Raw genomic sequence first — 13,296 nt, forward strand, 5'->3', positions numbered from 1 at the left:
TTACTTTTTAAAAATTCCCGTCACCTTTCTGAACAGAGATTGTAAAGTTCGTCTGAAGCTTGGGGAAATAGCCGCAGCTCCGGCAACAGTCGCGGCACCTGCTCCTAATGCAACACCAGTGATAACGATTGGCGAAAAGCTTCCTTGCCCTTCATCCTTCGATTTTGATGAGTTGGACGGGCTTGTGTTGTTATTTTGACTATTTTGATCTTGAGCCTTTTCACTATCCTGTTTTTTGTCCTCTTTGTTGTCCTTATTCTCATTCTTCTTATCATCTTTTTTCTCGCTATCGCTCTTATCATTTTTAGATTCTTCTTTTGCCTCACGAGGATTGACATTGACATGATCTTCAGGGTTTTTCATTGGGATTTTCACACCGTCTTTTTCTACTGTTACAACTTCTCCCTTTGGAATCTCTTTGCTTTTGTTTGTGCTGCTTTCGGTAGAAGATCCTTTACTTTCTTTTTTGGTTTGGACTTCTTTTGGCTTAGATATCTTTTCTTTTTTTGGTGTATAAGATTTTGGTTTAGATTGCGAGCGAGGTGTTTCTTTTTTATTTGAATTTGATTTATGTTTTGACGGCCTACTAGATGTTGAATCCTGTTGTTTTGATGATGACTTCGAGTTATTGTCTTTCTTTGGCTGCTGTGGTTTTGGTTCTGGCTTCGGTTCTGGTTTTGGCTGTTCTTTTGATTTGACTACAGTATGTACAGTTAAAATATATGTTCCGTTGGTTGAAAACATTTTAACCTTTTGGCCGTTTGTCACAGGACCTAAATAAGAACCGTCAACATAAAATTCACCATGGGCATAATAGCCGGTAACCTCATTTCGCAAATCACCGTTTGGTCTTGCTCGATTATCAAAAGTGTTGTCTGTTGTAATTGTGATAGAGTCTTTTCCGGGAGCATCCGGAGAATACCATGCATATGTAACTTGCCCACCAAAGAAAGAAGAAAGTGAAATTCCAAAGAACACAATTAAAGCGATTAGTTTTTTCATAATGTACTCTCCTTTAATGTAATAATTTAGGAACAAAAAGGAACCCTTATTTTTATCGTCTAAGATGACATTTTCTAAAGTGCTTCATTCCCACTATTAGAATCGCTGTCTATCTCTTCAGTTGCATAACCCAGCGCATATCCTAACGTAATCAACGCATTTCTTTTCAGCCTGTGAAAGTGGGATTCTGTAACATGCAGCATATTACTGATTTCAATCACATTCGGTTCATCGGTTTTGATGTAGTATTCATAAATGATTTTCCTATACCTAGGCTTCAAACGATCAATTCTCTTCAAGAGAGAGGTAATGAATTCCTGAGCCTCTATGTTAGCGATCGCCGTACTTTCTGTTGAAGAGTGAAATTGGTTGTTCACTGTACTCGATTCATTAAAAGTATAGGATGCTGTTATTTTTGGGAGTTGATTCTCTTCTAATACCAATAAACATCTATGATACTTTTTGAACTCTCTCAGCACCGATTTTATAATTTTATCTTCTTGTTTCTTAGTTGGTTCTTTCAGAAGCAATCAGATCATCTCCCCGTTCAATCTTTTTCCTCCTATTTATTAATATATTATTAACATATTCATATTATAAGACCTCACACTAAAATAATCAACATATATTAATAATATTTTATTAAACAGATTTTTGTGCTGCTACATGGCCCCTTTTTGTTCCTTTTATTTATGAAGGAGTATCAATTTACTCGATGCAGGGTTACTTTTGTTGATTTCTCTTGAGACTTTCTAATTGCAGCTACAAAATCAGATGTTGAAATACCTGTCTCTCTGTTGAAGATAAATGCATTAGCATAGCCAACCAGGTCATATAAATCATCTTCTTTCCAGTTCAATAGTGCGGCTATTAAAAACATTAATTGAAATCGGCTTAAAGCATCATCAACACTTCGAGTATTTACGAAGTCCGTAAGAACAGCCGACAAGATCGATAACTCAGGTGACATCTCATTCCCATATAACACTTGATTAATATCTTGGACCAGAGGATAACTCATGTTATTAAACTCCTTTCGTTTTATTTTCATAGCAAACTTCCATCTATGATCAAAGTGTCGTTTTTTCTATCTTCGAAATCACTAATAGCTTTTTCTACAGTGATTTCCGGATTGTTACGTCCAACATTCTGACAGAATAGTGCTAGAGCATACATGCGTCCAACTTCTTTTATGCTGTCCTTCAAAGTTCCATCATCATCAGCAACCCCTTCGACATACACTTCAACCGCCTTATTTTCATCATCTGCTGCAATCAACGCATAATATGGTTCATCGATTTCAAAATATTTAATTGACTCACTTAGTTTCATTTCCATTCAGATCATCCTCTCCTTTATGTTTCATACAGCATTCGATTTAACAGCCTATCTAAACTCTCCAGCTACCTTACCGAAACTACCTTTTGAAAATCGAAAGACACAAAACGAAAATACTTACAAAGTATATTACTCCCAAACAAATTGCAGCAGCTAACACATTTCGTTCAAAAAAATATTTTATATCAGCAGCAAAATAATAAAGAACCCCTATAACCGTTCCAACTATTACTGCAATAAATAAGCTCATTTGCAAAATCTCTTTCTTCTCTTCTGGCCCCATCTTCATTCCTCCTTAGTTTGCTTTTCTCATAATTTGATACACATAGCTCAGTTGATCTAACTAAGCCATACGTTTATTTACAAAAAGCCCCAAACAAATAAGCAGCAATCCTAATAAATGCAATCAAACCAAACAAGATACCTGCCGCCATAATAATTAAAATAGCCTTCACAATAAGCTCTTGATTAATCCACAAACCAAGCTCCTCCTTAGTTAGCCTCTTTTGTATATTTGGTCATATGTGCACTTATACAAAGATCAGGAAGATTTGCTCTGACAAGATGCTCCGCAAACGGCGGGGGAACAGCATTTCCGCACCGCTCGACCTGTTTCGCTTTTGAGTACCTCACCCCGTTTATGTCTCTATCAATCACGTAATCACTCGGGAATCCTTGGGCCGCAAATAATTCATGCGGCTGAAGCATCCGCATGCCTATGTCCGCGATTTGATAGTTTTCACCTTTATTGTGACCAATCCAAAACGATCCTTTGTTGTGACTGTATGAAGGGGATTGTCCAAAGACTGCCCGATATCCGAACCGTAATATTTGGTTAGAAAGGCCCTAACTTCTCCCACATGTAGCCCGCCCGCTGTAACCGTTGGCATAGGATTTGTAACTGGCTGACCGTCCTTACAAGTGCCGCGAAGTTTGATCAAGTGGCTTGTGGCCATAGCGAATTTATTTCCGCCCGCCGTGATAGTTCCAAGAGGCTTTTTTAAATCCAGCACCCGCCGGCCTTCCGGATCACCGTAACCCATTTGAATAAGTGATCTACCGTGATTTCCTACCACGAAAGGCTTTTTACTCTCTATAACAAACCTCTGGATGCCGCGGGCGATTCGCCGTAACGTATTTTCTGATAAAGGCTTTTTTCTGTTAAAAATAGATGGTGTTTCGATTGACCAGTCCATGATCTCAGCAGCCGTTCGCCATGGTTTAAGCATGCCTTTTTTGACTGTCGCGCTTTTTGGATCTCCGTGTGTTGGTTTTGGCCAAACGATCGGGCGACCATCCCGGCGTGCAATTAAGAACAGGCGTTTCCGAATTGTCGGTGCGCCATAATCACACGCCCTTAACTCTTTCCATTCCACTTTATATCCTTGTCGTTGTAATGCCCTGACAAAAGACCGAAATGTGCTGCCTTTTTTCCTCGGGTCAGGTAGCCCGTCTTTCGTCAATGGCCCCCAAGTCTGAAACTCTTCGACGTTTTCCAAAATGATTACTCTCGGGCGTACCGTTGCCGCCCATCGAACCGCAACCCAGGCAAGACCCCGGATCTTCTTTTCCACGGGTTTTCCACCTTTGGCTTTTGAAAAGTGCTTGCAGTCAGGACTAAACCAACATAAAGCGACAGGTCGGCCTTTGGTTGCTTCCTGTGGATCTACCTCCCAAACTGACTCGCAATAGTGCTCAGTATCGGGATGGTTTACTTTGTGCATTGCAATAGCAGCAGGGTCATGATTAATTGCTATATCTACTGAAAGGCCAGTCGCCATTTCTATTCCGGTACTTGCCCCGCCTCCGCCCGCGAAGTTATCTACTATGATTTCTCTAAACAAATTGAGCTGTTTCACCTGTCACATCACCTCTTTTTTCTCTACCTATAGGCTTACTTACTATCTTTGACTATTCGTTTTAATTTTGTGCAATCATCATTAAATTCAACTAAGTAGCGATCACCATTAGCGTTGACTTCATACAAATCAGAAAATGCGCGTTTTTCTACTAACAAATGCTTTCGGGAAACATTTAATTCTTTTGAAACCACGTTATATCTCATTGACTCTGCTTTCACTCGTTCATCTTTCATTTCTGCAACAGCAATTGATAAAAAATGAAAGGCAAAAACTAAAAAGCAGAAAAAAAGAATTATAGGGACTCCGGAAATAAAGCCTATAGAAAGATTCTCTTTTAAATTTTTCAACTTCTTTTTATTTTGTTTAGCATGATTAATCCCCATTTTTTCTCCTTCCCGGCACCGATCTCAGTTTCGGTAAACTAAATATTGTAACGTTCTTTCATTTTTTCAATTTGATAATTGATTTTTAATAGCAAAGCCTGTTCACTTTTAATGTCGTTATCTGCTATGCCCTCACGTTGCATATGCTTTAATAAAGCATGTTTTAATGTGTGTAGTTGTTTGTATGAAAATTTGGTGCTAACACCACTCACCTAACCAACCCTCCCCAGCTTCAGCCTAAATTGACTCAAAATATTTTCTTGTGATGTTTTTTCTAAAAACTGTTCTTAGACCTTTTAAAGTGCCGGAATAAACAATTTCATAATCGCTGTTCACTTTTTTTATTGCATATCCCTTCCGGCACATGTCGTCCCATTCGTTATTGCTTTCACTGCAATAAAAATAATTTCGATAAGGCTTTTTTGAATAATCAAGTCCGAAAGCGTGTTGTAATTTACCTATTTGATAACCCGTTAAATCCGCGCCTAATTCCATCCTTCATTTCCCCCGTCATCTCCTGAACTTCTTGATATATGCCGCTGACATTCTTCAAACAACTTATTTTCATTCTTGCTGAAAGCCATTTCGAACGTTTTTTCGATGAATTTTATATGATTCTGGACCTGCTTATTCGTCATATTTTCAAAGTCAAGATCGTGTTCGGGCACATGGGAAGACCGCGCTTTTTCGATCAGTTCCCGCCGTTGCCTTTGGACGCGCTTTTTTCTCTGCTTTAAATACTCGTCGATCTCTTGATCAATTTGTTTTTCTTCTTCCTTGGTAATACTTCGCGAATAGTCTATAAAAATTTGTTCGTTCACTCCGCCGCCTCCCGTTTTTTCCGTCTCATTGAATTTACATGTTTTTGAATTTCTTTAGAAAGCCTTTCTGCTTCCTTTGCACCGTTCTCTATTAGAGATAGCCGATTCGATGTCCTTCCTAGCACAGCTTCATGAATAACGACGTTTACCTGCTCCGATAATTCATCCAGTAAGTCGCATAGTTGTAATTGTTTCTGACTTAATTTCACTCGTTTCATTTTTTCTCATTCCCCTCCCTGGCCTCGGCCGCTACTTTATTTTCTCGATGTAAATATATTCATAATCGTCATCATTCTCATCATAGTTACATTCAATGAACCATACACAATCTTCACTCTCAAACGCTTCAAAAATTGTTTCATCTGTACGATCATCAAAGACTCTATATGCCATATTATCTTTCCTTTCCCAGCTCAGGCCGATGCTTAATTCGCAATAGCCAAAAGACCTCGGATCTTCTTAATAATCGATTCGTTCCTATCACTCTTCATTTTGAATACATCCTCCTTCTAAACAACTGATATTTTTTATACATACATAGCGTCGGTTTGTTTTAAAACGGCAAGCCTATAGAGTTTCTCAATTTCCTCGTCACTTTTCCCTTTCAGACTTTCTTTTCCATAATTCTCTATAAGGTGTATCCATTCGATTTTTTCATTACGCTCTTCAACCGTCATAAATCTCACCTTCCTAGTTCTCTAACCAGTTGTAAAAAGGGACTACGTTATCGTCCAGTTGATGTTTTTGGTTTTTAGATGGTTTTAGCGATCTTGCAATCTCCTCACACTTGTTGTAAAGACTGATGTAAATGTAGTTTTCTTTAGTTTTTATGCTTTTATCTGTCTTTATTTTTCTGATGGCTGCCAAAAGTGATGAATGTATCTCTTCTTCAAAATCTTCGAGCATGATGTTGATATTGTATTTTTTTGATACTGTGCTTTTTGCTCGCAAGAGGATTCCATACATTTCATACATTTCGTTGAATGTAGGGCAAAAAACATTCAAGGTGTTATATATCTGATTTGGTAAGACGGACTCTAAACTTTTTTTCATTAAACCTTCAAGTTTAGGATCAATATGTTCAGGGGAGGTTTCTAATAATGTTTCTTTTATGTATCTATTATTATTAGTATTATTAGAAGAATCTCCAAACTCTTGTGGCTCTAGGGTTTCACTCTTATTTTCAAGCTCCGTGTTCTCCGAATCCGGATTATCAGGAATTGAATCCGTATCCTGGTTTCCAGGAAAAAGTTCCATATCCTGATTTTCAGGAATTGAAAGAGCGCCTTCTGTTTGCTTTGTTTTATCCACTTCCTGGTTTTCAGAATATGGTGTTTTTTCCTTCTTCTTCGGTTTCTTTTTCTTTGAGTTTTGGTAGCGTTGATATATTTCCTCAAGCTCCTTATTGATCAATGCGGTTTCTTCAATAACATCCTTTTTGTTGTCACTAAAAATGTATTGAGTCTTTTTGATCTTCCCAACTTTCCCGTGCTCTCGTATGGTCAGCCTGTTAAAATATCCTGCCTTGATTAACTCGTTTATAACTTTGTAATGAGCATCCCTTCCGTTTTTGCTTCTGCTTATAATTTCAGGCATTATGATTTTCCAATTGGGTGCATTGCTTAAAAAGATCAATAACAGCCCTTTAGCCTCCAGACTCAGCTCCGGATCATTTACAGCAGCATTAGAAAGCATTGTAAATGCCTGCTTCCTCACATTCCTAAAATCTTGATTCATATACATACATCCCTCATTTCAACTTGACATATATGACGCACTAAGAGCAAAAAAAATCTTTTATTGAAGAACCTAGGACAACCGAAATTTTATTTAACAATCTCAAACTCGGAACTGAGTTACCCAGTTCGATCTTGCTAATATAGGAATCCGATACATCAACCAGCTTTCCTAGCTCTTTTTGAGTTAGCTTTCTTTTCTTCCTCTTCCTTCTTAGTTCCTCGCCATTAAAGTTATCTTTCAACATAAACACCGCCTATACTTTATAAACTTGACATATATGACGCACCCAAAAAGAGTATAGCACCTTTAAAAAGCTTTTACAAGGTGCAAGATCGAATTTTTAAACTATATGTCAAGTTGTCATGGTATAATATCAAATGACATGCTAAAGCATAACACTTAGTATATGGCAAAGAAGGTGTAATATTGAAAAACAATGCAGTCGCAAAGCTTGTGGGCCGAAAGCTCAGAAAAATTAGAGATAAACGGGACTATTCACAAAGAAAGCTTGCAGAAAAACTTGGTGTATCGGACAGTTACTTATCTAAGGTCGAAAAAGGGCAACCTGTTTCACTTAAGTTATTAGAACGTATAGCCGATATCTTAAATGTTCACATTTCATATTTTTTTATTGAGGATGATGAGTTAAATGAATTTTCTGACGCTCAAAAAGAATTACTATTTGAACCTGACTTGTCATTAGATAAGATTAAAGAGAAATTCGAATTCATTAAATACCAAGACAAAGAAGTTACTGACGATGAACTTCGCGTAATGTTAAATGTGTTGGAAGTATACAGGAATTCAAAAAACGAAGGAAGATCTAACTAAGAAATTTTAGTTAGCTTCTTCTCTTCTCTTATTTTTTTCAATAAAATTTTTAGAAATTCTTCATAGTTGATTTTCATTTTCTCTCTCTCCTTATTATAGAACATTTGTTCTTATTGTAATTTGAAACCGGAAATTCATAAACCTATATCAAGATATTTCTTATTTTTTTGTTTTTAAAAATAAGAAATAGTTACTAGAAGTACGAAAGACGCCACCATAAGGTAACGTCTTTTTTTATGAAAAGTGTTTTGACTGCTGGCTCAAAACATTCTCTTCAATAGTTTTTAATCCAATTGGTGGATCAGCAAGTTTTGTAGAACTTGCTGGTGAAAAAACAGGGATAAACACAGCAGCTCCAATAAGTAAAACAGCTACCAATATTACTGTTGCTGCAAGCTTTTTCATAACATAATCACCTCCTTTAAATTTGAATTTTTAAAGGAGTCTATTTTAAGTAATTGAATTTTGGGTAACCTTGCCCTGAAACGATCTTTATTATTTACAAACAAATGCATTGATAGCAATAACTTATCACAATCGGCTTCCCTAATCCCCTCAAATAAAAGTAAAAATGCCTGTTTTTGTTTATCAGAGGAGTAGTCCACTGTGCTGCTTTCTCCATGCATCAGTTGTTTGATAAAGATATTTTGGGAGAATTCAACCGGCTGGCCCCAATATAGTTGCAGAATTGAAATCTGTTCTTTAAGATCCTCCACTACATTATATCGACCGATTTCCTTATTTATTAATAGGCATTTCTTAAAAAAATGATAAGAGTCTTCATAAGATTCTGTCATATAAGAAAGACCTAGAATAAAAAATGCTGTAGAATCAAATGTTGGTCCTAACTTGGCATCAAGAATTCTGGATGCAGCTGTTCTGGCTTCTATCTCATCATCATTATACTTTAAAGCAATGTGAGCGAGAGCTTCGTCTAAACGAACTGAAAATGCTTTTTTGATAAATGGATCTGTAACAGCATCCAGTTTAAGTTTAATTTCCTCGACATAGTGATATGAAATTTCATATTTTTGATTGTAAAAGAAGCCGTACATTTCAAGTATCATCAATAACGCTTCCATTTCAAGGCTATGTGCCTTGAAATTTTTTAGCTCATTAAGAAACTCTCGCTCATTATAGTCTGTTCGCTTTGCTTGGAGTTGCCATTGGTATATCTGACTCCACTCGCGGACTTCGTTATTTGAGTCATTTAAACCTTGTTGAATTAGGTATTCAGATAATCTCTGAATCTGTCTTGTATGAGCATATTCCAACGCGATTCTTTTATTTTTCTTTCTTTTTATTTCCATGAGATAATTCGTCATCAATTCAACTTCGTTTTCCGGGTCAAGAAATAATACTAAATCCAAAACCATTGATAAAACTATTTCTTTTCCACTCATGAATTTACTTAAATGAGCCTCGCTTATGTTAATGTTTGTTGAGACTTGCTTTTGGGTTAAATTTTTACTTTCCATGACTTGTTTGAGGTGTTTTCTTATGTTTTTTTCACTCACCATTCCATCACCATTTTTCGATCAAATTTAACACAAACAATACAAAAAATGTGTCGATAATTGACGATCAATTAAAAATTTTCTGCTATTTGTCATTTTTGGTTAACAGTTCCCCAAGTATTGCCCAGCCGGCCTGGTGATAATCCATTAAAATTTTTTGTTTTTGATTTTCGTCAACAGGATCAGGTTTAGCAATACGAACAACTGTATTTCCATACTTAAGTTCCTTGGCGTATTGTGGATGAGTTTTCTTTTGTTCAGTCATTGCTGTATCACCTCTTAAGTGATACATATGCTCATCCTGAAGTGGGACAACACTCACATTTATCCTCCCCTCGACATGACATATATGACGCACAAAACCAAAAAAATATGATTATATTTCAAATTGACATATATGACGCTTTTTCTGACTCTAATATAGCACTTATAGTCAATGTTGACAATCCCTATATTGGATTTTTATGAATATAAGTCAAGTTTTTGCTATAATTCTATTAGCAGATAACGGAATAAGAGGTGGCACCATTGAACAGAATGAGGTTTAACAGAACAGCAATTTATTTAAGAAAATCAAGGGCAGACATGGAAGCTGAAGCAAAAGGAGAAGGTGAAACTCTTGAAAAACATAAAAAACACCTTTTGGAATATGCGAAAAATAATAATTTAAATATTGTAAAAATCCGCAAGGAAATTGTTTCAGGTGATAAATTATTTAATCGTCCTGAGATGATGCAGCTGTTGAAGGAAGTCGAAGAAAAGAAATATGACAGCGTCTTAGTCATCGATATTGAGCGCCTGGGACGCGGCAACATGCAAGAGCAAGGGTTGATTCTCGAAACTTTCAAAGAGTCAGATACAAAAATAATAACACCGCTAAAAATTTACGATTTAAATAATGAAATAGATGAAGAACATACAGAATTCGAAACATTCATGTCCCGCAGAGAATTAAAAAAAACAACAAGAAGATTACAGCGAGGCAGAATTGACAGTGTTAAAGAAGGAAATTATTTAGGCACACATCCCCCTTATGGCTATGAAATTGTAAAGTCATATAAAACTAGAACTCTTGCTCCTGTTCCTGAGGAGTCGAAAATAGTCAAATTGATTTATAGTTGGTATACAGACCCCATCCCAGAAAAAAGGTTAGGAAGTTCAGCAATTGCAAATAAATTAAATGAAATGGGTGTTAAAACAAAAAGAGGAAGACCATGGCACAGTTCCTCAGTGTTAGCCATAATTAAAAATGCAATATACGCTGGCCGTATACAATGGAAAAAGAAAGATATAAAAAGGACGGGGCCAGGTAAGAAAGAAGCAAGAACAAGACCCAAAGAAGAATGGATTGATGTTGAAGGAAAACACGAAGCGCTGATAAGTCTCGAAACATTCAATAAAGCACAAGAAATTTTAAAAACAAAGTACCACGTTCCATATCATCTTATAAGTGGTATTACAAATCCTTTAGCAGGATTAATCAGATGCAATAAATGTGGTGCCTCTATGATCTATAGACCATACACTAAACAAAAACCACATCTTAAGTGCTACAATGCCCCAAGGTGTCAGAATAAGGCTTCAAATTTTGAATTAATCGAACAAAGATTATTACAGGGATTACAAGATTGGTTGGCAGACTACAAGGCCCAATGGGATCTTTTTGAAAATCAAGCAAATGAAGAAAACGAAAAGCAGGAAGTAGAAATTAAAAAAGCAGCACTTGCTTCATTAAAAAATGAGTTAAAACAAACAGAAAAGCAAAAAATAAAGTTGTTTGAGTTATTAGAAAGAGGTATTTACAGTGAAGAGATATTTCTAGAGAGGTCACAGGTGATTACGACAACGCTCGATGAACTGAAGACAAACATTAAAAAGATCGAGCAAGAACTTAAAACAACTCAGCAACAGAAAAAACAGAATATAAAAGATATCCTTCCGCATTATGAAAACATTTTGGATCTATACTTCAAAACTGATGACCCAAAGAAAAAGAACGCAATGTTAAAATCCATATTACACAAAGCAGTTTATAACAAAGAGAAGCACCAAATGAGGGATGAATTCGAACTTGTGATTTACCCAAAGCTTCCTGAACAAAACCAGCCAATCCTTTATCACTTTAACGAAACAAAAACGGATAAAGTCTAGGAGTCAATGAAATCAGCCTCATCGATGTCCTCAAATCGGAAAATGAAGACGTCATCGACACCATCCAGCTCAATATGGAGCTTGAAAAAGTGAAAAAATACATCGATATCCTTGACGGCAGAGAAAAAGAAGTCATCGTCGGCCGCTTCGGCCTTGATTTGAAGAAAGAGAAAACGCAGCGCGAAATCGCGAAAGAGCTTGGGATCTCGCGAAGTTATGTGTCGCGGATTGAAAAGCGGGCGCTGATGAAGATGTTTCATGAGTTTTACAGGGCGGAGAAGGAGAAGCGGAAGAAGGCGAAGGGGAAGTAATGCCGCAGAAGCCGGTCTAATAATCCGGCTTCTATTTCTTTCCTCTATGCCCTCAATAAAAGTGAGAGCTTGTTATCCAGTTACAGAGGTCTGTTGAATTCTGATTTTATTTGTGTTGCTATCATGTTCATAACATTTTTCATAAATGCCTCTTTTGTTAATGAAGCAGTCCCTCCACCTTGAGCGAACATTTTATTACCTCCACCTTTTCCATCAATGAGGGAAAGGCTTTCTTGCATGAGGGTTCTCATATCCATTTTATTTGCTTCTCCTCGCCCGCAAACCAATTGGAAGCGATGATCGTTCTCTGATAAGAAAAAAATAAGGGCCCGTTTTTCTCGATCAGCGATCATTTTTGCTAGCTTTTGAAGTTCTTGAATCGATCGATCCGAAAATGTTTCAATCATCATTACAGTATCATTTTGAATGGTGCTTTTGGCTAATAATTCATTGGCTTCATATTGAAGTATTTTTTCATTAGATTCTTGGAGCGCTTTGTCTAGCTTCTTTGCGTTTTCAAGTAACTGTTTAACAGATACACTTAATTCCCCTTCAGGACGATTAAGTAATCCAGTCAATTCAACGATTACCTTTTGTTTTTGATCGAATTGGGTTATGACCCGATTACCGCATACAAAAGACAAACGAATTTTTTTTCTCTGTCTTTCCCAATTCAATACTTTAATTGCTCCGACTTCCCCTGTAGCACTAGGATGTGTTCCGCCGCATCCGTTGTAATCAAATTCATCAATAATGACAAGACGAATATTTTCTTTTACAGATGGAAGTTTTCGAATTGGATAATTTACTAAGTCATCATATTCCACCCACTTTGTGACGATGGCTCTGTTTTCCATTATTATGTCGTTTGCAAGCTTCTCTGCTTTGCCTGCCATTTCCTCTGTTAATTCTGATATGTCAAGGTCAATGGTAACGGTGTCATTTCCAAGATGGAATCCAACTGTATGAATATCGTACAACTGTGCAAATGCCGCCGACAAGATATGCTGACCGGTGTGCTGTTGCATGTGATCAAAACGCCGTTCCCAATCAATAACCCCAACAACCTGATCATCTAAATGCGGTAAAGCCCTTTCTACATAATGACGAATTTCTCCATCGACCTCTTCAACGTTTAAAACTTTGACTCCGTTCAATGTTCCTGTATCATGGGGCTGGCCCCCGCCTGTTGGATAAAAGGCTGTTTCCTCTAGGGTAATGTAAAAATCACCTTTTTTGTCCTGTTGTTGTTTCAAGATTTTCGTTTCAAACGTTTTAAGATAGGGATCTTTGTAAAATAGTTTGTGATGATTCAGGCTCATGTCATCTCCCCTTATTTT

The 13,296-nt window shown here is 36.9% G+C and carries 20 protein-coding genes and 2 pseudogenes; 3 read left to right on the forward strand and 19 right to left on the reverse strand.

Features of this window, described 5'->3' with window-relative positions; translation table 11 throughout:
• From KI350_RS00850 to KI350_RS23340, 15 genes and pseudogenes are all read right to left on the reverse strand, one after another.
• Entirely contained in the window at positions 1-1,002 is a 1,002-nt protein-coding gene (locus tag KI350_RS00850; protein ID WP_095345990.1) for a hypothetical protein, read from the reverse strand.
• Between the two features lie 74 nt (positions 1,003-1,076).
• A complete protein-coding gene (locus KI350_RS00855; protein WP_003186624.1) occupies positions 1,077-1,532 on the reverse strand; it encodes an ArpU family phage packaging/lysis transcriptional regulator in 456 nt (151 codons plus the stop codon).
• A 173-nt stretch (positions 1,533-1,705) separates the two neighbouring features.
• Positions 1,706-2,023, reverse strand: coding sequence for a hypothetical protein (locus KI350_RS00860; RefSeq protein ID WP_126430454.1), 318 nt, complete (start codon positions 2,021-2,023; stop codon positions 1,706-1,708).
• Positions 2,024-2,049: 26 nt separating this feature from the next.
• Positions 2,050-2,340 (reverse strand): hypothetical protein, encoded by a 291-nt coding sequence (locus KI350_RS00865; protein ID WP_095345992.1) that lies wholly within the window; start codon positions 2,338-2,340, stop codon positions 2,050-2,052.
• Between the two features lie 79 nt (positions 2,341-2,419).
• Positions 2,420-2,623, reverse strand: a complete 204-nt coding sequence (locus KI350_RS00870) for a hypothetical protein (protein ID WP_095345993.1) — start codon at positions 2,621-2,623, stop codon at positions 2,420-2,422.
• Positions 2,624-2,696: 73 nt separating this feature from the next.
• Positions 2,697-2,819 (reverse strand): hypothetical protein, encoded by a 123-nt coding sequence (locus KI350_RS23145; protein WP_255265629.1) that lies wholly within the window; start codon positions 2,817-2,819, stop codon positions 2,697-2,699.
• Positions 2,820-2,832: 13 nt separating this feature from the next.
• Positions 2,833-4,199, reverse strand: a pseudogene (locus KI350_RS00875) (DNA cytosine methyltransferase).
• Positions 4,200-4,234: 35 nt separating this feature from the next.
• Positions 4,235-4,585, reverse strand: coding sequence for a hypothetical protein (locus tag KI350_RS00880; RefSeq protein WP_085059435.1), 351 nt, complete (start codon positions 4,583-4,585; stop codon positions 4,235-4,237).
• Between the two features lie 38 nt (positions 4,586-4,623).
• Positions 4,624-4,797: a DNA strand exchange inhibitor protein gene (locus tag KI350_RS00885; protein WP_095345997.1), complete on the reverse strand. Its 174-nt coding sequence runs from the start codon at positions 4,795-4,797 to the stop codon at positions 4,624-4,626.
• 25 nt (positions 4,798-4,822) lie between these two features.
• On the reverse strand, positions 4,823-5,080 hold the full coding sequence (locus KI350_RS00890; RefSeq protein ID WP_035334326.1) for a hypothetical protein: 258 nt from the start codon (positions 5,078-5,080) through the stop codon (positions 4,823-4,825).
• A complete protein-coding gene (locus KI350_RS00895; protein WP_176523205.1) occupies positions 5,071-5,406 on the reverse strand; it encodes a hypothetical protein in 336 nt (111 codons plus the stop codon). Before KI350_RS00895 ends, KI350_RS00890 begins: the two co-directional genes overlap by 10 nt.
• On the reverse strand, positions 5,403-5,624 hold the full coding sequence (locus KI350_RS00900) for a hypothetical protein (RefSeq protein ID WP_095345999.1): 222 nt from the start codon (positions 5,622-5,624) through the stop codon (positions 5,403-5,405). The genes KI350_RS00895 and KI350_RS00900 overlap by 4 nt, the downstream gene beginning before the upstream one ends.
• A gap of 309 nt (positions 5,625-5,933) precedes the next feature.
• Positions 5,934-6,083 carry a BH0509 family protein gene (locus tag KI350_RS00905; protein WP_128993896.1) on the reverse strand — a complete coding sequence of 50 codons (150 nt, stop codon included), beginning with the start codon at positions 6,081-6,083 and terminating at the stop codon, positions 5,934-5,936.
• 13 nt (positions 6,084-6,096) lie between these two features.
• Entirely contained in the window at positions 6,097-7,143 is a 1,047-nt protein-coding gene (locus KI350_RS00910; RefSeq protein ID WP_095346001.1) for a hypothetical protein, read from the reverse strand.
• Between the two features lie 40 nt (positions 7,144-7,183).
• Positions 7,184-7,390, reverse strand: a complete 207-nt coding sequence (locus KI350_RS23340) for a helix-turn-helix transcriptional regulator (protein ID WP_003186613.1) — start codon at positions 7,388-7,390, stop codon at positions 7,184-7,186.
• A 182-nt stretch (positions 7,391-7,572) separates the two neighbouring features.
• Here KI350_RS23340 and KI350_RS00920 point away from each other — a divergent pair, with 182 nt between their 5' ends.
• Complete coding sequence (locus tag KI350_RS00920) at positions 7,573-7,977, forward strand: helix-turn-helix domain-containing protein (RefSeq protein WP_085059440.1); 405 nt, start codon at positions 7,573-7,575, stop codon at positions 7,975-7,977.
• A 234-nt stretch (positions 7,978-8,211) separates the two neighbouring features.
• Here KI350_RS00920 and KI350_RS00925 read toward each other — a convergent pair whose 3' ends face one another.
• From KI350_RS00925 to KI350_RS00935, 3 genes are all read right to left on the reverse strand, one after another.
• The gene (locus KI350_RS00925; protein WP_158320242.1) at positions 8,212-8,382 is read right to left on the reverse strand and encodes a hypothetical protein; all 171 of its coding nucleotides are present in this window, start codon (positions 8,380-8,382) and stop codon (positions 8,212-8,214) included.
• Entirely contained in the window at positions 8,379-9,497 is a 1,119-nt protein-coding gene (locus KI350_RS00930) for an AimR family lysis-lysogeny pheromone receptor (RefSeq protein WP_212930418.1), read from the reverse strand. The genes KI350_RS00925 and KI350_RS00930 overlap by 4 nt, the downstream gene beginning before the upstream one ends.
• An 82-nt stretch (positions 9,498-9,579) precedes the next feature.
• Positions 9,580-9,816, reverse strand: a complete 237-nt coding sequence (locus KI350_RS00935) for a hypothetical protein (protein WP_050824034.1) — start codon at positions 9,814-9,816, stop codon at positions 9,580-9,582.
• Positions 9,817-10,031: 215 nt separating this feature from the next.
• Between KI350_RS00935 and KI350_RS00940 the strand changes: the two genes are divergently transcribed.
• Complete coding sequence (locus tag KI350_RS00940) at positions 10,032-11,645, forward strand: recombinase family protein (protein ID WP_085059463.1); 1,614 nt, start codon at positions 10,032-10,034, stop codon at positions 11,643-11,645.
• Between the two features lie 5 nt (positions 11,646-11,650).
• Positions 11,651-11,956 (forward strand): annotated as a pseudogene (locus KI350_RS00945) (sigma-70 family RNA polymerase sigma factor); the annotation flags it as partial.
• An 80-nt stretch (positions 11,957-12,036) separates the two neighbouring features.
• Here KI350_RS00945 and KI350_RS00950 read toward each other — a convergent pair.
• The gene (locus KI350_RS00950) at positions 12,037-13,278 is read right to left on the reverse strand and encodes an alanyl-tRNA editing protein (protein WP_059231240.1); all 1,242 of its coding nucleotides are present in this window, start codon (positions 13,276-13,278) and stop codon (positions 12,037-12,039) included.
• Between the last annotated feature and the right edge of the window lie 18 nt (positions 13,279-13,296).

It is taken from the genome of Bacillus sp. J41TS8 (genome assembly GCF_018333035.1).
In the GTDB taxonomy this organism is placed as follows: domain Bacteria; phylum Bacillota; class Bacilli; order Bacillales; family Bacillaceae; genus Bacillus; species Bacillus paralicheniformis.

Coding starts and splice junctions, on each gene's coding strand:
- KI350_RS00905 (WP_128993896.1), bottom strand. CDS start 6,083: ATGACGGTTGAAGAGCGTAATGAAAAAATCGAATGGATACACCTTATA.
- KI350_RS00890 (WP_035334326.1), bottom strand. CDS start 5,080: ATGGAATTAGGCGCGGATTTAACGGGTTATCAAATAGGTAAATTACAA.
- KI350_RS00940 (WP_085059463.1), top strand. CDS start 10,032: ATGAGGTTTAACAGAACAGCAATTTATTTAAGAAAATCAAGGGCAGAC.
- KI350_RS00900 (WP_095345999.1), bottom strand. CDS start 5,624: ATGAAACGAGTGAAATTAAGTCAGAAACAATTACAACTATGCGACTTA.
- KI350_RS00950 (WP_059231240.1), bottom strand. CDS start 13,278: ATGAGCCTGAATCATCACAAACTATTTTACAAAGATCCCTATCTTAAA.
- KI350_RS23340 (WP_003186613.1), bottom strand. CDS start 7,390: ATGTTGAAAGATAACTTTAATGGCGAGGAACTAAGAAGGAAGAGGAAG.
- KI350_RS00870 (WP_095345993.1), bottom strand. CDS start 2,623: ATGGGGCCAGAAGAGAAGAAAGAGATTTTGCAAATGAGCTTATTTATT.
- KI350_RS00910 (WP_095346001.1), bottom strand. CDS start 7,143: ATGAATCAAGATTTTAGGAATGTGAGGAAGCAGGCATTTACAATGCTT.
- KI350_RS00865 (WP_095345992.1), bottom strand. CDS start 2,340: ATGGAAATGAAACTAAGTGAGTCAATTAAATATTTTGAAATCGATGAA.
- KI350_RS00930 (WP_212930418.1), bottom strand. CDS start 9,497: ATGGTGAGTGAAAAAAACATAAGAAAACACCTCAAACAAGTCATGGAA.
- KI350_RS00850 (WP_095345990.1), bottom strand. CDS start 1,002: ATGAAAAAACTAATCGCTTTAATTGTGTTCTTTGGAATTTCACTTTCT.
- KI350_RS00925 (WP_158320242.1), bottom strand. CDS start 8,382: ATGAAAAAGCTTGCAGCAACAGTAATATTGGTAGCTGTTTTACTTATT.
- KI350_RS00880 (WP_085059435.1), bottom strand. CDS start 4,585: ATGGGGATTAATCATGCTAAACAAAATAAAAAGAAGTTGAAAAATTTA.
- KI350_RS00860 (WP_126430454.1), bottom strand. CDS start 2,023: ATGAGTTATCCTCTGGTCCAAGATATTAATCAAGTGTTATATGGGAAT.